This window comes from Enterobacter sp. ECC-219, assembly GCF_043966805.1.
Lineage (GTDB): Bacteria > Pseudomonadota > Gammaproteobacteria > Enterobacterales > Enterobacteriaceae > Enterobacter > Enterobacter cloacae_N.
Map to the genome: position 1 here is coordinate 4495748 of NZ_CP143680.1, position 22820 is coordinate 4518567.

Here is a 22820-nt window from a genome sequence, read left to right on the forward strand (position 1 = left end):
GCTTCTTTGTTTAACGTTGGGTTTTACGGCTTTGCCGTTTAATATAGTGTGCTATTGTAGCTGGTCTTAATCGGGAGCAGGAACAGAGTTTCTCCCGGACAAACATTTGAGGAAAGTCAAAACGTCATGACGCGCATGAAATATCTGGTGGCAGCGGCCACGTTGAGCCTGGCTTTGGTGGGCTGCTCCGGTTCGAATGAACAGGTCCCTGACAATCCGCCGAATGAAATCTATGCGACTGCACAACAAAAGTTGCAGGACGGTAACTGGAAACAGGCGATAACGCAACTGGAAGCGTTGGATAATCGCTATCCGTTTGGTCCGTATTCGCAGCAGGTACAGTTAGATCTCATCTACGCCTACTACAAAAATGCCGATCTGCCGCTGGCTCAGGCAACTATCGATCGTTTCATGCGTCTGAACCCGACTCATCCTAACATCGATTACGTCATGTACATGCGCGGTCTGACCAACATGGCGCTGGATGACAGTGCGCTGCAGGGCTTCTTCGGCGTGGATCGTTCCGACCGTGACCCGCAGCATGCGCGCGATGCCTTCAATGACTTCTCCAAGCTGGTGCGCGGCTATCCGAACAGTCAGTACGTCACCGACGCAACCAAACGTCTGGTGTTCCTGAAAGATCGTCTGGCAAAGTATGAATACTCCGTTGCGGAATACTATACCCGCCGTGGCGCATGGGTTGCTGTGGTTAACCGCGTAGAAGGTATGCTGCGTGATTATCCGGATACTCAGGCAACGCGTGACGGCCTGAAGCTGATGGAAAATGCTTACCGTCAGATGCAGATGACCGCTCAGGCTGAAAAAGTGGCGAAAATCATCGCCGCGAACAGCAGCAACACCTGATATCGCTTCAATGCAAAACGGCAGCCAGAAGGCTGCCGTTTCTTTATTCATTTCAGACATCCGCTGAAGCGCTTTAGCCTCAACACATCCCGTCAACTATGACCGCAATTCGTACCTTCCACAAGGTAAATCTCACCTCTTCCTGCCCTGCCTCACAAAAAAGATTCCCTGACAAAAACCGACAAAATAACGTGATCTAAATCACACATTTTGACATTAGGTCGGGTATGCTGGAATCACCAAGACGGAAAGACAAGAGGTAAAATTTATGACAATGAACATTACCAGTAAACAAATGGAAATTACTCCGGCAATTCGCCAGCACGTCGCAGACCGTCTCGCCAAACTGGATAAATGGCAAACTCATTTGATTAATCCACATATCATCCTGTCCAAGGAGCCCCAGGGTTTCATCGCTGACGCAACTATCAATACTCCAAACGGCCATCTGGTCGCCAGCGCAAAACACGAGGATATGTACACCGCTATTAACGATTTGATCAACAAGCTGGAACGGCAGCTCAATAAAGTGCAACACAAAGGTGAAGCCCGTCGCGCCGCAACATCGGTGAAAGACGCCAGCTTCGCGGAAGAAGTTGAAGAAGAGTAATCCTTTAAATTGAGTGTACCGCCAACGCGCCTTCGGGCGCGTTTTTTATTGACAGGGTGAAAACAGTACGGGTACTTTAACGGTATCAATCACAGGATGACTTTATGAAACTTACGCCGTTCTTCTTCGCATTCTTTTTTACCTTCCCCTGAACGGGAGGCGTTTCGTCGTGTGATAAAGAATGCGAAGACGAACAACAAGGCCTCCCACACCGGGGGGCCTTTTTTATTGATAACGATAAAATGAGACAGGCAACACTATGACACCGGAAAACCCGTTACTGGATCTGCGAGTAAAAATCAGCGCGCTGGATGAAAAATTGCTGGCGCTGCTGGCCGAACGCCGCGCGCTCGCCATTGAAGTAGGCAAAGCCAAACTGGACTCCCATCGCCCGGTGCGTGATATCGACCGCGAGCGCGACCTGCTGGAGCGTCTGATCCAGCTAGGCAGAGCGCATCACCTCGATGCCCATTACATCACCCGGTTGTTCCAGCTCATCATCGAAGACTCCGTTCTCACCCAGCAAGCGTTACTCCAGCAGCATCTGAACAAAACCAACCCGCACTCGGCACGCATCGCCTTCCTCGGGCCTAAAGGCTCCTACTCTCACCTGGCCGCACGTCAATATGCCGCGCGCCACTTCGAAGAATTTATTGAGAGCGGCTGTGCGAAGTTTGCCGACATTTTTAACCAGGTCGAGACCGGCCAGGCCGATTACGCCGTCGTGCCGATTGAAAACACCAGCTCCGGTGCCATTAACGACGTCTATGATTTACTGCAGCACACCAGCCTGTCACTGGTCGGCGAGCTGACGATCCCTATCGATCACTGCGTGCTGGTCTCCGGCTCAACCGACCTGAGCACGATCGAAACCGTGTACAGCCATCCGCAGCCGTTCCAGCAGTGTAGCCAGTTCCTGAACCGCTATCCGAACTGGAAAATTGAGTACACCGAAAGCACCTCGGCGGCGATGGAAAAAGTGGCGCAGGCCAACTCCCCAACCGTTGCAGCGCTCGGCAGCGAAGCGGGCGGCGCGCTGTATGGACTGCAAGTGCTGGAACGCAACCTGGCAAACCAGACGCAAAACATCACCCGTTTCGTGGTGCTGGCCCGCAAGGCAATCAACGTGTCAGACCAGGTGCCGGCGAAAACCACGCTGCTGATGGCAACCGGCCAGCAGGCCGGCGCGCTGGTTGAAGCCCTGCTGGTGCTGCGCAACCACAACCTGATCATGACCAAACTGGAATCACGCCCAATCCACGGTAACCCGTGGGAAGAGATGTTCTACCTCGATATCCAGGCCAACCTGGAGTCAGCTTCCATGCAGAAAGCCCTGCGCGAACTCGGCGAAATCACGCGCTCCATGAAAGTGCTGGGCTGCTATCCGAGCGAAAACGTCGTCCCGGTTGACCCGGCTTAACGTTCGATAAACCGACTTTTCTTCATCCCTGCTACGCTGACAGGCAGGGTGAAGATGCCGCCGGAGAGCGGATACTTCTCCACCTCCTCCGCATCCATATTTTCCCGCGTGGTGGTAATGAACAGCGTTTTCATGTCATCGCCGCCAAAGCAGACCATCGTCGGGCAACGCACCGGCATGCGGTATTCTTCCAGTTGCTCCCCTTGCGGAGAAAAACGCGCAATACGCCAGCCGTCAAACAGCGCGCTCCAGTAGCAGCCTTCCACATCCATCGCCGCGCCGTCGGGTATCCCTTCTCCCGCTTTAAACTGACGAAACACCTCGCGCCTGCCAGGGTCACCATGCTCATCAAGCGGCGTACGGTAAATTACGCCGTTTGGCGTGTCGGAGGTAAACATCCACCGCTTATCCGGGCTAAACGCTAAGCCGTTGTGCCCGTGAATATCGCACTGGATCACCTTCGGCGCCAGGTCGTTGTCGATGCGCATCAGCAGGGCACCGTTGTAATCTCCCGGCCCCCAGAACGTGCCCGCATAGAAGCGTCCCTGATGGTCGGTCCCCCCATCATTAAAACGTGCGAGCTGCGGGTTTGAGGGGTTATCGCACACCTTGCGCTGCAGGAGCCCATGCTTATCGGCAAGCCAGATGCCGTTGCGCATGGCGACAATAAAGCCGCCGCGCTCGCGCAGGGCAAAGCAGCCCACCTCTTCATGGAAGGAAAGCACGGCATGTTCCGCCGTTGACAAGTGGTAGCGGTGGATCTCCCCTTCCAGAATATCCGCCCAGTAAAGCGCATTTTCTTCTGCGCTCCACGTCGGGCATTCAGGCAGATGCCCGGTGTAGTTCAACAGCAGCTGCGGTTCAGCCATGACAGTTCCCCAAAATGAAAAAAGCCAGCATTGCTGGCTTTCAGTATATACATCATTGGATTACTGGCGACTGTCATTTGCCTGGCGCAACAGCGTCCGGCTCTCACTCTGGAAACGCGTGGCGTAATCGCCGAACCAGTGCTCCACTTTGCGGAAGCTGTCGATAAACGCCTGCTTGTCTCCGTGCTCCAGCAGGGTAATGGCTTCGCCAAAGCGCTGATAGTAGCGCTTGATCAGCGCCAGGTTATTTTCAGACGACATAATGATGTCGGCGTAAAGCTGCGGATCCTGCGCAAACAGACGCCCGACCATCGCCAGCTCCAGACGATAGATAGGTGAAGAGAGCGCCAGCAGCTGTTCAAGCTGCACGTTCTCTTCCGCCAGATGCAGACCGTAGGCAAAGGTCGCAAAGTGGCGCAGCGCCTGAATGAACGCCATGTTCTGATCGTGCTCGACCGCGCTGATGCGGTGCAGCCTCGCGCCCCATACCTGGATCTGCTCCAGGAACCACTGGTAGGCTTCCGGCTGACGACCGTCGCAGTAAACCACCACCTGCTTCGCCAGGCTGCCGCTGTCCGGGCCAAACATAGGGTGCAGGCCCAGCACCGGGCCGGTATGTGCAGCCAGCATCGCCTGCAGAGGACCATTTTTGACGGAGGCCAGATCCACCAGAATGCAATCTTTCGGTAGAGGCGGGAGCTTTCCGATGATCTGCTCCGTCACGTGGATCGGCACGCTGACGATGACCATTCCGGCATCTTTCATCAATTCCGGAGCATGCGCCCAGTCCTCTTTTTCCAGAATGCGCACCTGATAGCCAGAAAGCGTCAGCATTTTCTCGAACAGACGCCCCATCTGTCCTGCTCCGCCGACAATCACCACCGGCCGCAGGGACGGGCAGAGGGTTTTAAAGCCCTTGTCGTTTTCGCTGGAATAGGATTCCCGCATCACGCGACGCAGAACATCTTCAATCAAATCCGGCGAAACGCCCAGCGCCTGGGCCTCTTTACGACGGGAGGCCAGCATTGAGGCTTCGCGCTCCGGGACGTAAATCGGCAGGCCGTATTTGCTTTTCACCTCACCGACTTCGGCAACCAGCGCCATGCGATGCGCCAGCAGGTCCAGCAGCGCCTTATCCACTTCATCAATTTGATCGCGCAGTGCGGTCAATTCAGCAACCATAACTACCCTCTTAAGCCAGACGCGTCGCCAGCTGGCCGCTTAAATCTTTATGGATCTCACGCAGCAGCGCATCGGTGGTTTCCCAGCTGATGCAGGCATCCGTGACGGAGACGCCGTGCTTCATCGCGCTGCGCGGCTGTTCTGATGACTGATTGCCTTCATGAATGTTGCTCTCAATCATCAGACCAATAATCGAACGGTTTCCGTCTTTGATCTGTGCAACCACGGATTCCGCAACCGCTGGCTGGCGACGGTAATCTTTATTCGAATTACCATGACTGCAATCTACCATCAGTGCCGGACGCAGTCCCGCCTGTTCCATCTCTTTTTCACACTGCGCCACGTCCGCTGGGCTGTAGTTTGGCGCTTTACCGCCGCGCAGGATCACATGACCGTCCGGGTTGCCCTGCGTTTGCAGCAGACACACCTGGCCCGCCTGGTTGATACCGACAAAGCGGTGCGGCATAGCGGCGGCGCGCATGGCGTTGATCGCCGTCGCCAGGCTGCCATCGGTACCGTTTTTAAAGCCAACCGGCATCGACAAGCCAGACGCCATCTCGCGGTGGGTTTGCGATTCAGTCGTACGCGCACCAATCGCGGACCAGCTGAACAGATCGCCCAGGTACTGCGGGCTGTTCGGATCCAGCGCTTCGGTTGCCAGCGGCAGCCCCATGCTGACCAGCTCCACCAGCAGGCGACGCGCAATCTTCAGGCCTGCTTCCACATCAAACGAGCCATCCATGTGCGGATCGTTAATCAACCCTTTCCAGCCGACGGTCGTACGTGGCTTCTCAAAATAGACGCGCATCACCAGATAGAGGCTATCGCTGACCTCCTCCGCTAATGCTTTAAATCGACGAGCATACTCAATGGCGGTTTCAGGATCGTGAATAGAGCAAGGACCACATACCACCAGCAGGCGCGGATCGCGGCCGGCGATTATGTCAGAAATGGTCTGGCGAGAGTGCTCGTTCTGAGCCTCCTGCGCGGCGCTCAGCGGAAACTCCGCTTTCAGTTGATCCGGGGTAATCAGAACCTGTTCGTCAGTGATATGTACGTTGTTCAGCGCGTCTTTTTGCATGATAGCGATCCTGTAAAGCTCGTTTGCGATAGTTGTTTTCCTCAGTGAGGTGAAACCACGATACCATAAAAAGTAAACATTTCAATCCAAAAAACGTACACATTACTTTACATCAGCCAATTAATTGCAAAAACCAGCCGCTAAAAACGTAAAGTTAAAATTACACCCTAACTTTCTTCCGCCAGGCTATGCTGAAGAAAAAGGAGAAGGATTATGCGATCGATTGCTCTCGTCCTGCTGTCTCTGTTTTTATCGGGCTGCCAGATTAATCCTTATACTTTCCAGCCCAACTGGACGAGCCCGGACTGGTTCAGCGCGGGAAAAGAAGACGCCATGAATGGCCTGCCGGTTAAAGATAACCAGACCCTGGCCGATAGTTTTAACGACCCCAATATCGATCGTAGTGAATATCTCCGTGGCTATGCTGATGGTCAGAAAAAAGTATGCGAAGAAGGCTTTATTCACGCATGGGGATTAGCGGGCAAATCTTATCCCGCCAGTTGTGATACCGTTGAAAATGCAGCGAAACTGCGCGCGTCATGGCAAAAAGGAATGGATGAAAGTATGCGTTCCAGCAGGCTTAATTAAGTTTGCTTTTATTCTTTGGAAAATAAACAACTGTAGGATTTAGCTTAGGTCAGCCATGGGCTATTTCTGACATAATGACGGCTCTGATAAACAATGGTATTCTGCCCGCAACTCTTAAGGACATCTATTTCCGGAGCGGTACGGCGGATTCTGGTGAGAAATTTATACTTGAACTCTTTGTTCCGACTCACTCTGGTGCTAATGCTGTTCCTTATGGTGGGCCCGGCGATGGCAGGCGCGCTCACGGAGACAGATAAATCGGTACGTTCGATTGTCTCAGGCATAGTGAGCTATACGCGATGGCCGTCGCTTTCCGGTCAGCCTAAGCTCTGTATCTACGCCACTTCTCACTATACGCACGCGCTCAGCGGCGACCAGGGGAATAACGAGTTACCCTATACCCCCGTTATTGTCCGTAACGATCGGGAAGCCCTGGCCGCGACATGCGATGCTGTTTATTTCGGGACTGAACCACCTGCGAAACAACTTGAATTAATAAGTCAATATCAGGGCAGAGCATTGCTATTAATCTCAGAGCAAAATCCGGAATGTGTTATTGGCAGTGCCTTTTGCCTGATAATCGATCGTGGCCAGGTGCGGTTTTCCGTCAATCTGGATGCGTTGACACGCAGTGGCGTCAGGGTCAACCCGGATGTATTAATGCTTGCACGGAATAAGCAGCATGGATAAAGATTTCACCTCGACGCCACGTCCGACGTTTAAAAGAACGCTGAGGCGAAACAGCATGATAAGCGTCATCATCACGATGACGTTAATATGGCTGCTGCTCTGTTTTGCCTCGGTCGTAACATTAAAACAGTACGCGCAAAAAAATCTCGAATTAACCGGCGCCACAATGAGCCACAGCCTGGAAGCCTCGCTGGTTTTCAACGATTCACTGGCGGCCAACGAAACGCTCGCTGCGCTGGGTAAGCAGGGGCAGTTTGCCGTAGCAGAAGTCATCAACGGGCATAAAAAGCGCTTCGCCTACTGGTCCTGGAACCCGAAGGATAACAATGACACGCTGGGCGCGCTGGTGAGCCGCTGGCTTTTCCCCGTTCCGGTTGCACAGCCCATCATGCATAACGGCGCGGCAATCGGCGAAATTCGCCTTACCGCGCGTGACAGTCTGATCGGTCATTTTATCTGGATGTCGTTTGCCGTCCTCACCGGCTGTATTCTTTTTGCAACCGTCGTCGCGCTTACTATTACCCACTCTCTGCACCGCGGCATGGTAACGGCGCTGCAAAATATCACTGACGTTGTGCATGACGTGCGCACAAACCGCAACTTCTCCCGCCGGGTGAAAGATGGCCGTATCGAAGAATTTCACCAGTTTGGTGAAGACTTCAACAGCCTGCTGGATGAGATGGAGGAGTGGCAGCTTAAGCTCCAGGCCAAAAACGCCCAGCTGCTGCGTACCGCCATGCACGACCCGCTCACCGGTCTTGCCAACCGTGCGGCGTTTCGTAACAGCATTGCGGCCTTAATGAACGACCCTTCAGCCAGAAAAAACTCGGCCCTGCTCTTCCTCGACGGTGACAATTTTAAATTTATCAACGACACCTGGGGACACGCGGCAGGAGACTGCGTATTGATTGAAGTCGCCAGCAGGATGATGGAGTTTGGCGATAAACGCCATCAATCCTATCGCCTTGGCGGTGACGAATTTGCCATGGTGCTCTACGGTGTGCATTCTGAGACTGAGGTTCAACACATTTGTGCTGCGCTAGCGCAGCAGTTTATCCGTCCGTTTGATCTGCATAACGGACAAAAAGCATCGATGTCACTCAGCATTGGCTTTGCTCTGGCGTGGGAAAATGCGTCCGTTGATGCATTACTGGAGAAAGCCGACCGCAATATGTACCAGGTTAAAAACCAGCGTACAAAAACAATAAGTTAGAAAGGAAATGCTATGTTAAAACGATATTTCGCGCCGTTAGTTATGGCCTCACTGGTTCTGGCTGGCTGCCAGTCGCCGCCCCAGGGCAAATTCACACCTGAACAAATCGCGGCGATGAAGTCATACGGTTTTAACGAACTGAACGGCGACTGGTCTTTGGGGCTGTCGGATACCATCCTCTTTGATAAAAATGACGCCAGGCTGCGCCCGGACAGTGAAGCACAGATCCAATCCATGGCCTCTCGCCTGGCGAAAACTGGCCTGAATCACGCGCGAATGGACGGTCATACGGATAACTACGGTGAAGAAAGTTACAACGAAGCACTGTCGTTAAAACGCGCCGATGCCGTTGCCGACGCGTGGGCGAAGGGAGCGAATATCCCGCGCACTAATCTCACCACCCAGGGATTAGGAAAAAAATACCCCATTGCGAGCAATAGCACTGCACAAGGGCGTGCTGAAAACCGCCGGGTGTCAGTGGTTATCAGCACGCCATAGGATTATTTAGCGGATGATTCGGTGAGCGACACGCCTGTTGCCGCTCGCCAGCGCAGCCAGTCAATCAGAACAAACAATATCAGACTCACGCCCATCACCGGCAAAGCCAGCCCCAGCAGTACGCTGATTATCACCGTAACGCCCCTTCCCCACCCTGACAGCGCAAGCCAGCTCTGAGAGAGCGTCTGCACCGGATTCATTGCAGATCGCGCCGGACGACGCATCCACCACATCCGGTATCCCCAGATGATGAGCACGCACAGGGCAAGGCCGAAGGCTACGAGCAGCAGCTGATTCACCAGCCCGAATAAGATCCCCATATGGAAATCCACGCCCCAGCGGGTCAGTTTTGCCATGAGCGGGAAATCTTCAAATCGGGTTCTGTCCAGGACCTGCATCGTACCAGGATCAACCGCAACGGCATCCACCTGAGTCGGCCAGCTGCGGTCGATTTCCGTCACTGTCCATGCGCGATCCATCGTTTTCGCCGGGCGGATCTCCAGCCTGTTGGCATCAATTCCTGCTTTACGCGCCGCGCTTAACACGCCATCAAACTGCGCCAGATCCATCGCTATTTCAGGCATCACCATTCCGCCATGGTGACCACGGTGTTCAGAGTGCTCATCCACGTTCTCCGGCACGCCGGAAAGCGCCGTATTTACCTGCGGAGTTAGCCAGTTCATCTCAGCGCGCAGCTTATCAACGTTTCCCCCCGCCCACTGGGACCAGGTCAGGCCGGTTGCAGAGAAGAGCAGCATGCCCCCCAGTAATATCCAGCCGAGCGTCACATGCACCCGACGACGGTTCTGGAAGGAATTGTTAATCCGGCGTTTTGGCCGGGTATAAAACCACAGGGCAATCCCTCCCAGCGCGGCAACCCACATCCAGGAGGCGGCCAGTTCGCTATACAGTCGCCCGACATCGCCCAGCATCAGAGAGGTATGCAGATAATCAATGGTCTGACGCAGCGGTAAAATCCCGCTGGTGCCGTATACCGTCATATCCCCCAACACCGCCAGGCTTACCGGATCGATAAAGATCGCCCGGTTTTCCGAGGGCCCCAGCGTCGGATCAGCAAACATCACGCGGGTGGTTTCGCCTTCAACCAGCCCCGGACGAACGGCGTGCAAACGCAAATCTGAGCCAATGGCTTTTTCCGCCACGGTAATTTGTTCCGCCAGCGGCTTCGGCTCGCCCACAGAATCCGTATGGAGCGCGTGCCGGTAGAGCGCATTCTCGAGCTGCGGGGTCGCCACGTACAGCGTACCGGTCAGCGCGGCGAAGAAGATAAACGGGCCGACAAACAGCCCGACGTAGAAATGGAGGCGACGCAGCAGGTTTCCCCATGCCACGCGCGGCGTGCAGGTAGTCATACTTTTCCTTTTTAAGGCAAAAAGTTATCGATTTAGTTTTTAAAGGGAAAAAGCAGGCTGCCGCGGCGGCGCGCGGGTATCGGGGTAAAGCCAGGGGAAAAAGTGCCAGTGGCTGACCGCCTGACGCGGCGGCTTAACGCGAAGCCTCTGCAGCACTACGCTGAGCAGAACGATCAGCGCCAGCATCACGCCCGGCACGTGGGCTAACAGCACGCAATAGCCACAGGCTTCAGCATGGTCGACAGGCATCGTGTGCGGCATATCGCTATGATTCTCGTCCATCGACATCATACTCATGTCATGATGCATGCCCGGCATAGCGCTCATAGGGTCTTTCTGCAGCGAGACGGAGATAAGCGGCGCCACCACGATCAGCAGGATCGCAAACAGCGCGGTCAATGCCGCTGCGCGTTTCCTGTCAGTCTGATGCAGTACGTTATCCACTTCCCCTCCATTCAAGAGGCAAGCATTGTAAATGATTTATGACGAAAGGGTTAACGCGAGAGGTGCGATAGGATAAAAAAAGGGCCAGCCTTTCGGCCAGCCCTTTCTAACAGGATGTCGCTTAAGCGAATCTTAGTTCAGACGCTCTTTAATACGAGCAGACTTACCAGTACGCTCACGCAGGTAGTACAGTTTAGCTTTACGTACAGCACCACGACGTTTAACAGCAATGCTGTCAACTACCGGAGAGTGAGTCTGGAAGACACGCTCAACGCCTTCGCCGTTGGAAATTTTACGAACAGTGAATGCAGAGTGCAGACCGCGGTTACGAATAGCGATAACCACGCCCTCGAATGCCTGCAGACGTTTTTTGGAACCTTCAACAACCCATACTTTCACTTCCACGGTGTCACCTGGACGGAAGGAAGGTACGTCCTGCTTCATCTGCTCTTGTTCAAGTTGCTTAATAATGTTGCTCATAATTTAATCTCTTATCCTGGGTAAACTGATATTCGGGAGCGTATTACGCATTCCCATCATGTTCATGCTGCTGTTGCGCGTGTTCAGTTTTGAACTCGGCCAGCAACTTTGCTTGCTCTTCAGTCAGAGCCAGGTTTTCCAGAAGTTCAGGTCTTCTAAGCCAGGTTCGGCCCAGCGACTGCTTCAAACGCCAGCGACGTATCTCGGCATGGTTTCCAGACAGTAACACCGCCGGTACTTCCATCCCTTCTAACACTTCAGGACGAGTATAGTGTGGACAGTCCAGCAACCCGTCGGCAAAGGAATCTTCCGTTGCCGATGCTTCATGGCCCAGAACACCCGGGATGAACCGGGCGACGGAGTCAATCAGCGTCATTGCCGGTAACTCACCACCGCTGAGAACGTAATCGCCGATAGACCATTCTTCGTCAATCTCGGTTTGAATTACGCGCTCATCTATCCCTTCGTAGCGTCCACAGACCAGAATCAGCTTTTGATTCGTCGCCAGTTCGCTCACGCCCGCTTGATCAAGCTTGCGTCCCTGAGGTGACAGATAAATCACCTTCGCGCCTTCACCTGCCGCGGCTTTTGCTGTGTGAATAGCATCCCGTAAGGGTTGCACCATCATTAGCATCCCCGGTCCGCCGCCGTAAGGACGATCGTCCACGGTACGGTGCCGGTCATGAGTAAAGTCACGAGGACTCCAGCTCTGGATGCTCAGCAGGCCATTCTTTACTGCCCGGCCAGTTACCCCGTAATCGGTAATCGCGCGGAACATTTCAGGAAACAGGCTAATTATGCCAATCCACATAGCGCCGTCTTTTACCGTTTATCCGGAGAATTTAAAAACCAGGATCCCAATCTACTTCAATGGTTTGAGTAGTGAGATCGACTTTCTTGATAACCTGTCCATCGAGGAACGGAACCAACCGCTCCTTGATGCCAAATGCATCTTTCAGGTTTGCCTTAATGACAAGAACGTCATTTGACCCGGTTTCCATCATATCGATGACTTTCCCCAGGCTGTAACCTTCAGTGGTGACTACCTGGCAGCCCATAAGGTCTTTCCAGTAGTAGTCGCCCTCTTCCAGCTGTGGCAACTGCGACGAATCCACGACAATTTCACAATTAGTCAGCGCATTCGCGGCATCACGATCGTCAATGCCTTTCAGCTTGATGATGATGTCCTGATTGTGGTGACGCCAGCTTTCCAGCTCGACCTCTTCCCACTTACCGGCTTTCTGGATGAACCAGGGCTGGTAATCAAAAATGCTATCAGCGTCTTCAGTGGAGGAAAACACTCTGAGCCAACCACGGATACCGTAGCAAGAACCCATTTTTCCCAATACGATCGGTTCAACAGGTGCTTTATTGCTCATCATGACCACCGTGACAGATTAAGCTGCTTTGTTTGCTGCTTTGATCAGCGTAGCAACGCGATCGGAAACAGTAGCGCCCTGGCCAACCCAGTGAGCGATACGATCCAGATCCAGACGGGTTTCTTCTTCTGCGCCAGAGGCCAGTGGGTTGAAGAAACCAACGCGCTCGATGAAGCGACCGTTGCGTGCATTACGGCTGTCAGTCACAACAACCTGGTAGAACGGACGCTTTTTAGCGCCGTGACGTGCTAAACGAATAGTTACCATAACATCCTCTTGTGTGAATAAAACAACCGGGCCCCATCGAGGAACGGAGCCCGGGTGTCATATTAAAAGCCCGAAAATTTTACTGATTTTTGGGGAAAATGCAATCAGCAGTTGATAAGTCTGCATAAGTCTGCAGTAAAAGGCCGTCGGCGAGCGCGCAGAAAGCGGAGCGTACACGTAGTACGTGAGCATTTACTCGCTCCGCTCGCCCTTCGGGCCGCCCTAAAGGGCGTTCAAAACACTATCGTGTTTTGTCGAGCACTCCCCGGCGTCAAAATGGCAAACAAGCCAGGCCGATCAACGTCCTGGGAATCCAGGGGGCATCATCCCTTTCATGCCGCGCATCATCTTCGCCATACCGCCTTTCTTCATTTTCTTCATCATGCGCTGCATGTCGTCGAACTGTTTCAGAAGACGGTTAACGTCCTGCACCTGCATGCCGCAACCGGCTGCGATACGACGTTTACGGGAACCTTTGATGATGTCCGGGTTAGCGCGCTCTTTCAGCGTCATCGAGTTGATGATCGCCTCCATACGCACCAGCACCTTGTCATCCATCTGCGCTTTCACGTTGTCTGGGATCTGGCCCATGCCCGGCAGTTTGCCCATCAGGCTTGCCATGCCGCCCATGTTTTTCATCTGACGCAGTTGCTCAAGGAAGTCGGTCAGATCGAAACCGTCGCCTTTTTTCAGCTTGCTGGCCAGCTTCTCGGCCTGCGCGCGGTCAACCTTGCTCTCGATATCTTCGATCAGCGACAGCACGTCGCCCATGCCGAGGATACGGGATGCGATACGGTCCGGGTGGAACGGCTCCAGCGCTTCAGTTTTCTCGCCCACGCCGAGGAATTTAATCGGCTTACCGGTGATGTGACGAATGGAGAGCGCCGCACCGCCGCGGGCGTCACCGTCCACTTTGGTCAGCACCACGCCGGTTAACGGCAGCGCTTCGTTAAACGCTTTCGCGGTATTCGCCGCATCCTGACCGGTCATGGCATCGACAACAAACAGGGTCTCTACCGGGTTGATAGAGGCATGCACCTGTTTGATCTCGTCCATCATCGCTTCGTCAACGTGCAGACGACCGGCGGTATCCACCAGCAGCACGTCGTAGAACTTCAGCTTCGCTTCTTTCAGCGCGGCGTTAACGATGTCGACAGGCTTCTGGGCAACGTCGGACGGGAAGAAATCTACGCCGACCTGCTCGGCCAGGGTTTCCAGTTGCTTGATCGCCGCCGGGCGATAGACGTCCGCAGAGACCACCAGCACTTTCTTCTTGTGCTTTTCACGCAGGAATTTACCCAGTTTACCGACGCTGGTAGTTTTACCCGCACCCTGCAGGCCCGCCATCAGCACCACGGCCGGCGGCTGAGCGGCCAGGTTAAGCACCTGGTTCTCTTCGCCCATCGCCGAAACCAGTTCGTTACGAACGATTTTGACGAACTCCTGACCCGGGGTCAGGCTCTTGTTAACTTCATGACCAACCGCCTTCTCTTTTACGCGGTTGATAAAATCACGAACAACCGGCAACGCCACGTCTGCTTCCAGCAGCGCCATGCGCACTTCGCGCAGCGTTTCCTTGATGTTCTCTTCAGTAAGGCGTCCGCGGCCGCTGATGTTGCGCAGCGTGCGCGACAAACGATCGGTTAAATTATCAAACATTGTCTCTCGCCTGAGTAGAAACGTTGGGCCGCATTGAGCGACACATACACAGAATTTTGCCGGAGTATAACATGAAGGCGCCTTTGTTGTTATGCAACGGTTGGAGCAGGCGTCACGTAACGTTATACTGCTTCTCTTTCTTATTAAGACAACTGTCGATGCCTATATGCCTGTTTTCGCACTGATCGCCCTTGTTGCCTACTCTGTCAGCCTCGCGCTGATTATTCCCGGACTGCTGCAAAAAAACAGCGGCTGGCGGCGCATGGCTATTCTTTCGGCGGTCATTGCACTGATAAGCCACGCGTTTGCGCTGGAATCACGCATTATTCCCGGCGACGGCAGCGTGCAAAACCTGAGCGTCCTCAACGTCGGCTCGCTGGTCAGCCTGATGATCTGTACGGTAATGACCATCGTCGCGTCTAAAAATCGCGGCTGGCTGCTGCTGCCGATTGTCTATACCTTCGCGCTGATCAATCTGGCCCTCGCCACCTTTATGCCTAATGAATTCATTACGCATCTGGAGGCGACGCCGGGGATGCTGGTGCATATCGGCCTGTCGCTGTTTGCCTACGCGACGCTGATTATCGCCGCGCTTTACGCCATGCAGCTCGCCTGGATTGACTACCAACTGAAAAACAAAAGGCTGGCGTTCAACCATGAAATGCCTCCGCTGATGGTCATTGAGCGTAAGATGTTCCACATCACGCAGATAGGCGTGGTGCTGCTGACGCTCACGCTCTGCACGGGCCTGTTTTACATGAAGAACCTGTTCAGCGTGGAGAATATCGATAAAGCAGTGCTCTCCATCATCGCGTGGTTTGTCTATATTGTCCTGTTGTGGGGCCATTACCATGAAGGCTGGCGCGGTCGTCGCGTCGTCTGGTTCAACGTCGCGGGTGCGGGCATTCTCACCCTTGCCTATTTTGGCAGCCGCTTCATACAGCAATTTGCTGGCTAAGTAACAAAAGGAGTTCCCCCTGGAACACATCTCTACCACCACGCTGATCGTTATCCTGATCGTCATGGTGGTCATCTCCGCCTATTTCTCCGGCTCGGAAACCGGCATGATGACCTTAAACCGTTACCGGTTGCGTCATCGTGCTAAACAGGGTAACCGTGCCGCCCGTCGCGTTGAAAAACTGCTCCGCAAACCGGATCGGCTGATAAGCCTGGTGCTTATCGGCAACAACCTTGTCAACATTCTGGCCTCAGCCCTCGGCACCATCGTTGGGATGCGTCTGTACGGCAACGCCGGGGTGGCGATTGCCACCGGCGTGCTGACGTTTGTGGTGCTGGTGTTTGCCGAAGTACTGCCAAAAACCATCGCCGCGCTTTACCCGGAAAAGGTGGCCTACCCGAGCAGCTTCCTGCTGGCGCCGCTGCAGATCCTGATGATGCCGCTGGTCTGGCTGCTGAACATGGTGACGCGCGTTTTGATGCGGATGGTGGGAATCAAAGCGGACGTCACTATCAGCAGCGCGCTCAGCAAAGAAGAGCTGCGCACCATTGTGAACGAATCCCGCTCGCAGATCTCCCGGCGCAATCAGGATATGCTCCTGTCGGTGCTGGATCTGGAAAAGGTGAGCGTGAACGACATCATGGTGCCGCGTAACGAAATCGTCGGTATCGACATCAACGACGACTGGAAAGCCATTGTCCGCCAGCTGACGCACTCCCCGCACGGGCGCATCGTGCTGTATCGCGACTCGCTGGATGACGCCATCAGCATGCTGCGCGTGCGCGAAGCCTACCGTCTGATGACCGAGAAAAAAGAGTTCACCAAAGAGGTGATGCTGCGCGCCGCCGACGAGATTTACTACGTGCCGGAAGGAACCCCGCTCAGCACGCAGCTGGTGAAATTCCAGCGCAACAAGAAGAAGGTCGGCCTGGTGGTCAACGAGTACGGCGATATTCAGGGGCTGGTGACGGTCGAAGATATTCTGGAAGAGATTGTTGGGGACTTTACTACGTCAATGTCTCCTTCCCTTGCGGAAGAGGTCACCCCGCAAAACGACGGTTCGGTGCTGATTGACGGTAGCGCGAACATTCGGGAACTCAACAAAGCCTTTAACTGGCATTTGCCGGAAGATGAAGCTCGTACCATGAACGGGATGATTCTGGAAGCGCTGGAAGAGATCCCGGCGGCGGGCACGCGGGTGCGCATTGAGCAGTACGATATTGATATCCTGGACGTGCAGGACAATATGATTAAGCAGGTGAAGGTGCTGCCCGTCACGCCACTTCGGGAAAGTATTGCCGAATAAAACGTAGGCCGGGTAAGGCGAATGCCGCCACCCGGCACTACAGGTAGCAAATTACGCTTTCGCTTTCGCGACGGTCACCATCGCAGCGCGAATGGTACGGCCGTTCAGGGTGTAACCTTTCTGCATCACGCCCAGCACTTTACCGGCTTCAATCTCTTCAGATTCAACCATCGCGATGGCCTGGTGAACGTTTGGATCCAGCGGCACATCGGTATCCGCAATCACTTCCACGCCAAACTTACGCACCACGTCGAGCATGGATTTCAGCGTCAGTTCGATACCTTCGATCATCGCCGCGTTGTCCGGATTCGCTTTGTCAGCCACTTCCAGCGCGCGATCGAGGCTATCGATCACAGGCAGCAGTTCGTTGACGAATTTCTCCAGCGCAAATTTATGCGCTTTCTCAACGTCCTGCTCGGTACGACGACGCAGATTTTCCATTTCCGCCTTGATGCGCAGAACGGTGTCGCGTTCGCGATTCTGTGCTTCTACCAGTTGGGCTTCCAGATTCGCAATTTTTTCATCGCGCGGGTCCACCTGCTCAGCAGATGCGTCTGGCTCTACAGCCTCAACCTCATCGTGCTGTTCCGTGATAATTTCTTCAGGGGCTTGCCCCTCAGGCGTTTTCTGTTCTTTACTACTCATGAATTTCTCCGCGTTTTTCTGCATTCATCTCGCTAACTTCGCTTATTATGGGGATCAGTTTCCTGGATTCAAGGGAACAAGAGAGATTGTCATCATTCATCAGGCACAAGGACCTCCAGAAAATGAATAATCATTTCAGGTGTATTGGGATCGTCGGGCATCCGCGTCACCCTACCGCATTGACGACACATGAAATGTTGTATCGCTGGTTGTGTAGCAAAGGCTATGAAGTGATGGTCGAGCAGCAGATTGCGCAGGAGCTGCAGCTGAAGAGCGTCAAAACCGGCACGCTGGCGGAAATTGGCCAACAGGCCGATCTCGCCGTGGTGGTGGGCGGCGACGGCAATATGCTCGGCGCGGCACGCACGCTGGCGCGTTATGACATCAAGGTCATCGGTATCAACCGCGGCAATCTCGGTTTTTTAACCGACCTCGACCCGGACAATGCGCAACAGCAGCTGGCCGACGTGCTGGAAGGTCACTATATCAGTGAAAAACGTTTCTTACTGGAAGCGCAGGTGTGCCAGCAGGACTGTCAGAAGCGCATCAGCACCGCGATTAACGAGGTGGTGCTTCACCCCGGTAAAGTGGCGCACATGATTGAGTTCGAAGTTTATATCGATGAAATCTTTGCCTTCTCCCAGCGTTCTGACGGGCTGATTATCTCCACGCCAACCGGCTCAACCGCCTACTCACTTTCTGCGGGCGGCCCGATCCTGACGCCCTCTCTTGATGCCATCACCCTGGTACCGATGTTCCCGCACACGCTCTCCGCCCGCCCGCTGGTGATTAACGGAGACAGCACGATACGTCTGCGCTTCTCGCACCGCCGTAACGACCTGGAGATCAGCTGCGACAGCCAGATCGCGCTGCCGATCCAGGAAGGTGAAGATGTTCTTATTCGCCGGTGTGATTACCACCTGAATTTGATTCACCCGAAAGATTACAGCTATTTCAATACATTAAGCTCGAAGCTTGGCTGGTCAAAAAAATTGTTCTGATTTTGCATCCAGGACTTTACTGTATAAAAAACCAGTTTATACTGTATGAAAACACAGTTATGGTTTTTCATACAGGAAAACAATTATGCTGGCACAACTGACCATCAGCAACTTTGCCATTGTTCGTGAGCTTGAGATCGATTTCCACAGCGGCATGACGGCGATCACCGGGGAAACCGGTGCGGGTAAATCCATTGCCATTGATGCCCTCGGCTTGTGCCTTGGCGGCCGTGCAGAGGGCGACATGGTGCGCATGGGCGCAAACCGTGCCGACCTGTGCGCGCGTTTCTCTCTGAAAGACACCCCTGCGGCCCAGCGCTGGCTGGAACAGAATCAGCTCGAAGATGGACGTGAGTGTTTACTTCGCCGCGTGATCAGCAGCGACGGACGCTCACGTGGCTTTATCAACGGCACGGCGGTCCCGCTCTCCCAGCTCCGCGAACTCGGCCAGCTGCTTATCCAGATCCACGGTCAGCATGCGCATCAGCAACTCGTCAAACCAGAACAGCAGAAAGCCCTGCTTGATGGCTATGCGGGTGAGTATGCGCTTACTCAACTCATGGCGGAGCACTACCGCCTGTGGCATCAGAGCTGCCGCGAGCTCGCTCAGCACCAGCAGCAAAGCCAGGAGCGCGCCGCACGTGCGGAGCTACTGGCGTATCAGCTAAAAGAGCTGAACGAATTCAACCCGCAGGCGGGTGAGTTTGAGCAAATCGACGAAGAGTACAAGCGCCTGGCCAACAGCGGCCACCTGCTCTCAACCAGCCAGAATGCCCTCAACATGCTGGCAGATGGCGAAGACGTGAATCTCCAAAGCCAGCTGTATAATGTCCGTCAACTGGTCACCGAGCTGGCCGGCATGGACAGCAAGCTTTCTGGCGTGCTGGATATGCTGGAAGAGGCCGCGATTCAAATCTCTGAAGCCAGTGACGAACTGCGTCATTACTGTGAGCGGCTGGACCTCGACCCGAACCGTCTGTTTGAGCTGGAGCAGCGCCTTTCCCGTCAGATCTCACTGGCGCGCAAGCACCATGTCACGCCGGAAGAACTGCCAGGCTACTATCAGTCTCTGCTGGAAGAACAGCAGCAGCTTGACGATCAGGCTGATTCGCAGGAAACCCTCTCTCTGGCCGTTAACCTGCATCATCAGCAGGCGCTGACCACGGCGAAAAAGCTGCATGAGATCCGCCAGCATTACGCTCAGGAGCTCGGCCAGCACATCACCGATAGCATGCACACGCTGGCGATGCCGCACGGAGTGTTCACCATTGATGTCCGTTTTGAAGAGAACCACCTGACGGCAGAAGGAGCGGATCGCATCGAGTTCCGCGTCACTACCAACCCGGGGCAGCCGCTGCAGGCTATCTCCAAAGTGGCCTCCGGCGGTGAACTGTCGCGTATTGCGCTGGCGATTCAGGTGATTACCGCGCGTAAAATGGAAACCCCGGCGCTGATTTTCGATGAAGTGGATGTCGGCATCAGCGGCCCAACGGCGGCGGTGGTAGGTAAACTGCTGCGCCAGCTAGGTGAATCAACGCAGGTAATGTGTGTCACCCACCTGCCGCAGGTCGCGGGCTGCGGTCATCATCACTTCATCGTCAGTAAAGAAACCGACGGCGAAATGACCGAAACGCACATGAAGCCGCTGGATAAACGTGCGCGTCTGCAGGAGCTGGCACGCCTGCTCGGCGGCAGCGAAGTCACGCGTAATACCCTCGCGAACGCGAAAGAACTGCTGGCGGCATAAACTTTTTCGGGATCTCAGGGTCATACAGAACAACAAAAACGCCGCCAGACCGGTTTCAAAGTGGGGCAAGGTCTATTATCATCGGCATATTACATATGAGCCGCGTTCTGCTCGGGCCCGAAAAGGAATCAAATCACTATGCGTTGTAAAATGCTGACCGCTGCCGCAGCGGTTCTTCTGATGTTGACCGCAGGCTGTTCCACTCTGGAGAAAGTGGTTTACCGTCCTGACATCAACCAGGGGAACTACCTTACCCCTAACGATGTGTCCAAAATCCGTGTGGGGATGACACAACAGCAGGTCGCTTATACACTGGGAACCCCGATGATGACCGATCCATTCGGCACTAATACCTGGTTCTATGTATTCCGTCAGAAGCCGGGTCATGAAGACGCGACCCAGCAGACCCTGACGCTGACCTTCAGCAGCGCCGGCGTGTTGACCAACATCGACAACAAGCCTGCCCTGACCAAATAATCAGAAGCCAGAAATGCAAAAAGGTGCTCATTGAGCACCTTTTTTGTATTTCTTTTATCCCGTCGCCCCTTTGGGGAGAGGGTCAGGTTGAGGGGAAAACACGCTACTTACCCGCTTTCTCCGCACGCTGGCGACGCAGCTCTTTCGGGTCGGCGATCAGCGGACGATAAATCTCCACCCGGTCTCCCTCTTTCAGCACGTCGCCAAGCTTCACCGGACGGCTGTATATCCCGACCTTATTCTTCGCCAGGTCGATATCGCTACGAAGCTCAAGGATACCGGACGCGAGGATAGCCGCTTCTACGGTTGCCCCCTCTTCCAGCGTCACGCGCTGCAGATACTGCTTCTCCGGCAGCGCGTATACCACTTCAACAGCGATCTTATGCGACACTGTAAACCTCTTTGGCGCGGGTGGTGAACGCCTGAACCATATTCGACGCCAGCTCTTTAAAGATGCGGCCAAACGCCAGCTCAATCAGCTTATTGGTGAACTCAAAGTCCAGATGGAACTCAATGCGGCAGGCATCAGCGCTCAGAGGTGTGAACTTCCACCCCCCCATCAGCGTTTTAAACGGACCATCCACCAGATGCATCAAAATACTCTGATTGTTGGTCAGCGTATTGCGGGTGGTGAACGTCTTGCTGATCCCCGCTTTGGAGACATCCACCGCCGCAGTCATCTGCGTCGGGCCAGACTCCAGAACGCGGCTCCCGGTACATCCCGGGATAAACTCTGGATAAGACTGAACATCGTTCACTAACTGATACATTTGTTCCGCGCTGTAAGGCACAAGCGCAGTACGGCTAATCTGAGGCATAGCATTTTCCATGGTCACACAACGGACAAATAATAACATTTATCACCTGTTAAAAAAACGCTAAGGCTCATCTCGTGCTAAGATAGCGCGTTAGACCTCACAGGACGCAATGAGGTGACTTTTTGAAATCAGATTACCGACGGCTTTACGACACTTATGACGAAGAAAAAAGCACATAAACCAGGCTCGGCGACCATTGCGCTCAACAAGCGTGCTCGCCACGAGTATTTCATTGAAGAAGAATTCGAAGCTGGCCTTGCGTTGCAGGGCTGGGAAGTAAAATCGCTGCGCGCCGGGAAAGCCAACATCGGCGACAGCTACGTGATCCTTAAAGATGGCGAAGCCTTCCTGTTCGGCGCGAACTTTACGCCGCTGACCGTCGCCTCATCACACTACGTATGTGACCCAACGCGCACCCGCAAGCTGCTGCTGAACAAGCGTGAGCTGGAATCCCTCTACGGACGCATCAACCGTGAAGGTTTCACCGTGGTCGCCCTGTCGCTGTACTGGAAAAACGCCTGGTGCAAAGTGAAAGTTGGCGTCGCGAAAGGTAAAAAACAGCACGATAAACGTACTGACCTGAAAGAGCGCGAGTGGCAGTTGGATAAAGCGCGCATCATGAAAAACGCAGGACGTTGATTCTGCACACTTATTGTACTATTCAATAAGTTAGCGTTCCGGGCTGGTATCCAGGAAGTGAAATCTGGTATACTCAGTTCAACACTATTGGGGCTGATTCTGGATTCGACGGGATTTGCGAAACCCAAGGTGCATGCCGAGGGGCGGTTTGCCTCGTTAAAAGCCGCAAAAAAATAGTCGCAAACGACGAAAACTACGCTTTAGCAGCTTAATAACCTGCTCTGAGCCCTCTCTCCCTAGCTTCCGCTCTTAAGACGGGGATCAAAGAGAGGTCAAACCCAAAAGAGATCGCGTGGAAGCCCTGCCTGGGGTTGAAGCGTTAAAACTAATCAGGCTAGTTCGTTAGTGGCGTGTCTGTCCGCAGCTGGCGTGCGAATGTAAAGACAAACTAAGCATGTAGTACCGAGGATGTAGAAATTTCGGACGCGGGTTCAACTCCCGCCAGCTCCACCAAAATTCTCCATCGGTGATTACCAGAGTCATCCGATGAAGTCCTAAGAGCCCGCACGGCGCAAGCCCTGCGGGCTTTTTTGTGCCTGCAATTTTTCCCGCGAAATCCGAAGAGAACTCATTAAATCCGAACCTTTTGGGTCCATTGATAGGCCCAACGAA

27 protein-coding genes, 1 other RNA gene and 1 other annotated feature are annotated in these 22820 nt (G+C 54.1%); of the genes, 15 read left to right on the plus strand and 13 right to left on the minus strand.

All coding sequences use genetic code 11. The features are described from left to right. Positions 1-126 precede the first annotated feature (126 nt). The 4 genes from bamD (at position 127) to pheA (ending at position 2894) form a co-directional block, all read left to right on the plus strand. Positions 127-864, plus strand: a complete 738-nt coding sequence (gene bamD / locus V1603_RS21355) for an outer membrane protein assembly factor BamD (RefSeq protein WP_023308867.1) — start codon at positions 127-129, stop codon at positions 862-864. 268 nt (positions 865-1132) lie between these two features. Then, the gene (gene raiA, locus V1603_RS21360; RefSeq protein ID WP_003863162.1) at positions 1133-1474 is read left to right on the plus strand and encodes a ribosome-associated translation inhibitor RaiA; all 342 of its coding nucleotides are present in this window, start codon (positions 1133-1135) and stop codon (positions 1472-1474) included. A gap of 103 nt (positions 1475-1577) precedes the next feature. After that, positions 1578-1703 (plus strand) — a sequence feature (Phe leader region). Continuing rightward, positions 1579-1626: a pheA operon leader peptide PheL gene (gene pheL / locus V1603_RS21365; protein WP_100249759.1), complete on the plus strand. Its 48-nt coding sequence runs from the start codon at positions 1579-1581 to the stop codon at positions 1624-1626. (Overlaps the previous feature by 48 nt.) A 30-nt stretch (positions 1704-1733) precedes the next feature. Continuing rightward, positions 1734-2894 (plus strand): bifunctional chorismate mutase/prephenate dehydratase, encoded by a 1161-nt coding sequence (gene pheA, locus V1603_RS21370; protein ID WP_116343784.1) that lies wholly within the window; start codon positions 1734-1736, stop codon positions 2892-2894. Here the strand turns inward: pheA and V1603_RS21375 are convergent. The 3 genes from V1603_RS21375 to aroF are packed head-to-tail and all read right to left on the minus strand — an operon-like array spanning position 2891 to position 6026. After that, entirely contained in the window at positions 2891-3763 is an 873-nt protein-coding gene (locus V1603_RS21375; protein ID WP_163330192.1) for an SMP-30/gluconolactonase/LRE family protein, read from the minus strand. The two genes, pheA and V1603_RS21375, sit on opposite strands and share 4 nt — an antisense overlap. Before the next feature lie 60 nt (positions 3764-3823). Next, a complete protein-coding gene (tyrA, locus tag V1603_RS21380; protein WP_116343786.1) occupies positions 3824-4945 on the minus strand; it encodes a bifunctional chorismate mutase/prephenate dehydrogenase in 1122 nt (373 codons plus the stop codon). A 10-nt stretch (positions 4946-4955) separates the two neighbouring features. Continuing rightward, positions 4956-6026, minus strand: a complete 1071-nt coding sequence (aroF, locus tag V1603_RS21385; protein ID WP_395313236.1) for a 3-deoxy-7-phosphoheptulonate synthase AroF — start codon at positions 6024-6026, stop codon at positions 4956-4958. A gap of 213 nt (positions 6027-6239) precedes the next feature. On the opposite strand from aroF, the gene V1603_RS21390 reads away from it, so the two are divergent. From V1603_RS21390 to V1603_RS21405, 4 genes are all read left to right on the plus strand, one after another. Then, the gene (locus V1603_RS21390) at positions 6240-6614 is read left to right on the plus strand and encodes a DUF2799 domain-containing protein (RefSeq protein WP_395313237.1); all 375 of its coding nucleotides are present in this window, start codon (positions 6240-6242) and stop codon (positions 6612-6614) included. 201 nt (positions 6615-6815) lie between these two features. Further along, the gene (locus tag V1603_RS21395) at positions 6816-7304 is read left to right on the plus strand and encodes a YfiR family protein (protein ID WP_226857725.1); all 489 of its coding nucleotides are present in this window, start codon (positions 6816-6818) and stop codon (positions 7302-7304) included. Then, positions 7297-8517 carry a diguanylate cyclase DgcN gene (gene dgcN / locus V1603_RS21400; protein ID WP_395313238.1) on the plus strand — a complete coding sequence of 407 codons (1221 nt, stop codon included), beginning with the start codon at positions 7297-7299 and terminating at the stop codon, positions 8515-8517. Before V1603_RS21395 ends, dgcN begins: the two co-directional genes overlap by 8 nt. 12 nt (positions 8518-8529) lie before the next feature. Next, the gene (locus V1603_RS21405; RefSeq protein WP_166712105.1) at positions 8530-9015 is read left to right on the plus strand and encodes an OmpA family protein; all 486 of its coding nucleotides are present in this window, start codon (positions 8530-8532) and stop codon (positions 9013-9015) included. A 2-nt stretch (positions 9016-9017) separates the two neighbouring features. On the opposite strand, the gene V1603_RS21410 is transcribed toward V1603_RS21405, so the two are convergent. From V1603_RS21410 to ffh, 7 genes are all read right to left on the minus strand, one after another. Beyond that, positions 9018-10388 carry a PepSY-associated TM helix domain-containing protein gene (locus V1603_RS21410; RefSeq protein WP_395313239.1) on the minus strand — a complete coding sequence of 457 codons (1371 nt, stop codon included), beginning with the start codon at positions 10386-10388 and terminating at the stop codon, positions 9018-9020. 39 nt (positions 10389-10427) lie between these two features. Further along, the gene (locus V1603_RS21415; protein WP_395313240.1) at positions 10428-10832 is read right to left on the minus strand and encodes a DUF2946 domain-containing protein; all 405 of its coding nucleotides are present in this window, start codon (positions 10830-10832) and stop codon (positions 10428-10430) included. A 132-nt stretch (positions 10833-10964) separates the two neighbouring features. Beyond that, positions 10965-11312, minus strand: coding sequence for a 50S ribosomal protein L19 (gene rplS, locus V1603_RS21420; protein WP_002914145.1), 348 nt, complete (start codon positions 11310-11312; stop codon positions 10965-10967). A gap of 43 nt (positions 11313-11355) precedes the next feature. Beyond that, positions 11356-12123, minus strand: a complete 768-nt coding sequence (gene trmD, locus V1603_RS21425; RefSeq protein WP_008502493.1) for a tRNA (guanosine(37)-N1)-methyltransferase TrmD — start codon at positions 12121-12123, stop codon at positions 11356-11358. A gap of 31 nt (positions 12124-12154) precedes the next feature. Further along, positions 12155-12694: a ribosome maturation factor RimM gene (gene rimM / locus V1603_RS21430; RefSeq protein WP_003863136.1), complete on the minus strand. Its 540-nt coding sequence runs from the start codon at positions 12692-12694 to the stop codon at positions 12155-12157. Positions 12695-12709: 15 nt separating this feature from the next. After that, entirely contained in the window at positions 12710-12958 is a 249-nt protein-coding gene (gene rpsP / locus V1603_RS21435) for a 30S ribosomal protein S16 (RefSeq protein ID WP_022649067.1), read from the minus strand. 297 nt (positions 12959-13255) lie between these two features. Continuing rightward, positions 13256-14617, minus strand: coding sequence for a signal recognition particle protein (gene ffh, locus V1603_RS21440; RefSeq protein ID WP_014884878.1), 1362 nt, complete (start codon positions 14615-14617; stop codon positions 13256-13258). 166 nt (positions 14618-14783) lie between these two features. On the opposite strand from ffh, the gene V1603_RS21445 reads away from it, so the two are divergent. Together V1603_RS21445 and V1603_RS21450 are read left to right on the plus strand one after the other, a co-directional pair. Continuing rightward, on the plus strand, positions 14784-15575 hold the full coding sequence (locus V1603_RS21445) for an inner membrane protein YpjD (RefSeq protein WP_116343829.1): 792 nt from the start codon (positions 14784-14786) through the stop codon (positions 15573-15575). Positions 15576-15594: 19 nt separating this feature from the next. Further along, entirely contained in the window at positions 15595-16881 is a 1287-nt protein-coding gene (locus V1603_RS21450) for an HlyC/CorC family transporter (RefSeq protein ID WP_032644905.1), read from the plus strand. A 51-nt stretch (positions 16882-16932) separates the two neighbouring features. Here the strand turns inward: V1603_RS21450 and grpE are convergent, their stop codons facing one another. Beyond that, on the minus strand, positions 16933-17526 hold the full coding sequence (grpE, locus tag V1603_RS21455) for a nucleotide exchange factor GrpE (protein WP_032644906.1): 594 nt from the start codon (positions 17524-17526) through the stop codon (positions 16933-16935). A gap of 122 nt (positions 17527-17648) precedes the next feature. On the opposite strand from grpE, the gene nadK reads away from it, so the two are divergent. The 3 genes from nadK to bamE all read left to right on the plus strand — a co-directional run bounded on the left by nadK (position 17649) and on the right by bamE (position 20751). Then, complete coding sequence (gene nadK, locus V1603_RS21460) at positions 17649-18527, plus strand: NAD(+) kinase (protein WP_008502500.1); 879 nt, start codon at positions 17649-17651, stop codon at positions 18525-18527. An 85-nt stretch (positions 18528-18612) separates the two neighbouring features. Further along, the gene (gene recN, locus V1603_RS21465; RefSeq protein WP_116343794.1) at positions 18613-20274 is read left to right on the plus strand and encodes a DNA repair protein RecN; all 1662 of its coding nucleotides are present in this window, start codon (positions 18613-18615) and stop codon (positions 20272-20274) included. 138 nt (positions 20275-20412) lie between these two features. Beyond that, a complete protein-coding gene (gene bamE / locus V1603_RS21470) occupies positions 20413-20751 on the plus strand; it encodes an outer membrane protein assembly factor BamE (protein ID WP_116343796.1) in 339 nt (112 codons plus the stop codon). 103 nt (positions 20752-20854) lie between these two features. Here bamE and V1603_RS21475 read toward each other — a convergent pair whose 3' ends face one another. Next, positions 20855-21142: an RnfH family protein gene (locus V1603_RS21475; RefSeq protein WP_116343797.1), complete on the minus strand. Its 288-nt coding sequence runs from the start codon at positions 21140-21142 to the stop codon at positions 20855-20857. After that, on the minus strand, positions 21132-21569 hold the full coding sequence (locus tag V1603_RS21480; protein WP_008502504.1) for a type II toxin-antitoxin system RatA family toxin: 438 nt from the start codon (positions 21567-21569) through the stop codon (positions 21132-21134). The genes V1603_RS21475 and V1603_RS21480 overlap by 11 nt, the downstream gene beginning before the upstream one ends. Positions 21570-21725: 156 nt before the next feature. On the opposite strand from V1603_RS21480, the gene smpB reads away from it, so the two are divergent. Together smpB and ssrA are read left to right on the plus strand one after the other, a co-directional pair. Continuing rightward, on the plus strand, positions 21726-22208 hold the full coding sequence (smpB, locus tag V1603_RS21485; RefSeq protein ID WP_008502505.1) for an SsrA-binding protein SmpB: 483 nt from the start codon (positions 21726-21728) through the stop codon (positions 22206-22208). Between the two features lie 89 nt (positions 22209-22297). Beyond that, positions 22298-22661, plus strand: a transfer-messenger RNA (tmRNA) gene (gene ssrA / locus V1603_RS21490). The last annotated feature ends 159 nt before the right edge of the window (positions 22662-22820 follow it).

Excerpts from the sequence above, each read along its gene's own strand:
- raiA (WP_003863162.1), top strand. The coding sequence starts at position 1,133 with ATGACAATGAACATTACCAGTAAACAAATGGAAATTACTCCGGCAATT.
- ffh (WP_014884878.1), bottom strand. The coding sequence starts at position 14,617 with ATGTTTGATAATTTAACCGATCGTTTGTCGCGCACGCTGCGCAACATC.
- aroF (WP_395313236.1), bottom strand. The coding sequence starts at position 6,026 with ATGCAAAAAGACGCGCTGAACAACGTACATATCACTGACGAACAGGTT.
- dgcN (WP_395313238.1), top strand. The coding sequence starts at position 7,297 with ATGGATAAAGATTTCACCTCGACGCCACGTCCGACGTTTAAAAGAACG.
- V1603_RS21445 (WP_116343829.1), top strand. The coding sequence starts at position 14,784 with ATGCCTGTTTTCGCACTGATCGCCCTTGTTGCCTACTCTGTCAGCCTC.
- pheA (WP_116343784.1), top strand. The coding sequence starts at position 1,734 with ATGACACCGGAAAACCCGTTACTGGATCTGCGAGTAAAAATCAGCGCG.
- trmD (WP_008502493.1), bottom strand. The coding sequence starts at position 12,123 with ATGTGGATTGGCATAATTAGCCTGTTTCCTGAAATGTTCCGCGCGATT.
- V1603_RS21405 (WP_166712105.1), top strand. The coding sequence starts at position 8,530 with ATGTTAAAACGATATTTCGCGCCGTTAGTTATGGCCTCACTGGTTCTG.
- V1603_RS21480 (WP_008502504.1), bottom strand. The coding sequence starts at position 21,569 with ATGCCTCAGATTAGCCGTACTGCGCTTGTGCCTTACAGCGCGGAACAA.
- recN (WP_116343794.1), top strand. The coding sequence starts at position 18,613 with ATGCTGGCACAACTGACCATCAGCAACTTTGCCATTGTTCGTGAGCTT.
- V1603_RS21375 (WP_163330192.1), bottom strand. The coding sequence starts at position 3,763 with ATGGCTGAACCGCAGCTGCTGTTGAACTACACCGGGCATCTGCCTGAA.
- V1603_RS21390 (WP_395313237.1), top strand. The coding sequence starts at position 6,240 with ATGCGATCGATTGCTCTCGTCCTGCTGTCTCTGTTTTTATCGGGCTGC.
- rpsP (WP_022649067.1), bottom strand. The coding sequence starts at position 12,958 with ATGGTAACTATTCGTTTAGCACGTCACGGCGCTAAAAAGCGTCCGTTC.
- bamE (WP_116343796.1), top strand. The coding sequence starts at position 20,413 with ATGCGTTGTAAAATGCTGACCGCTGCCGCAGCGGTTCTTCTGATGTTG.
- V1603_RS21410 (WP_395313239.1), bottom strand. The coding sequence starts at position 10,388 with ATGACTACCTGCACGCCGCGCGTGGCATGGGGAAACCTGCTGCGTCGC.
- bamD (WP_023308867.1), top strand. The coding sequence starts at position 127 with ATGACGCGCATGAAATATCTGGTGGCAGCGGCCACGTTGAGCCTGGCT.
- nadK (WP_008502500.1), top strand. The coding sequence starts at position 17,649 with ATGAATAATCATTTCAGGTGTATTGGGATCGTCGGGCATCCGCGTCAC.
- rplS (WP_002914145.1), bottom strand. The coding sequence starts at position 11,312 with ATGAGCAACATTATTAAGCAACTTGAACAAGAGCAGATGAAGCAGGAC.
- tyrA (WP_116343786.1), bottom strand. The coding sequence starts at position 4,945 with ATGGTTGCTGAATTGACCGCACTGCGCGATCAAATTGATGAAGTGGAT.
- V1603_RS21395 (WP_226857725.1), top strand. The coding sequence starts at position 6,816 with ATGCTGTTCCTTATGGTGGGCCCGGCGATGGCAGGCGCGCTCACGGAG.
- rimM (WP_003863136.1), bottom strand. The coding sequence starts at position 12,694 with ATGATGAGCAATAAAGCACCTGTTGAACCGATCGTATTGGGAAAAATG.
- grpE (WP_032644906.1), bottom strand. The coding sequence starts at position 17,526 with ATGAGTAGTAAAGAACAGAAAACGCCTGAGGGGCAAGCCCCTGAAGAA.
- smpB (WP_008502505.1), top strand. The coding sequence starts at position 21,726 with ATGACGAAGAAAAAAGCACATAAACCAGGCTCGGCGACCATTGCGCTC.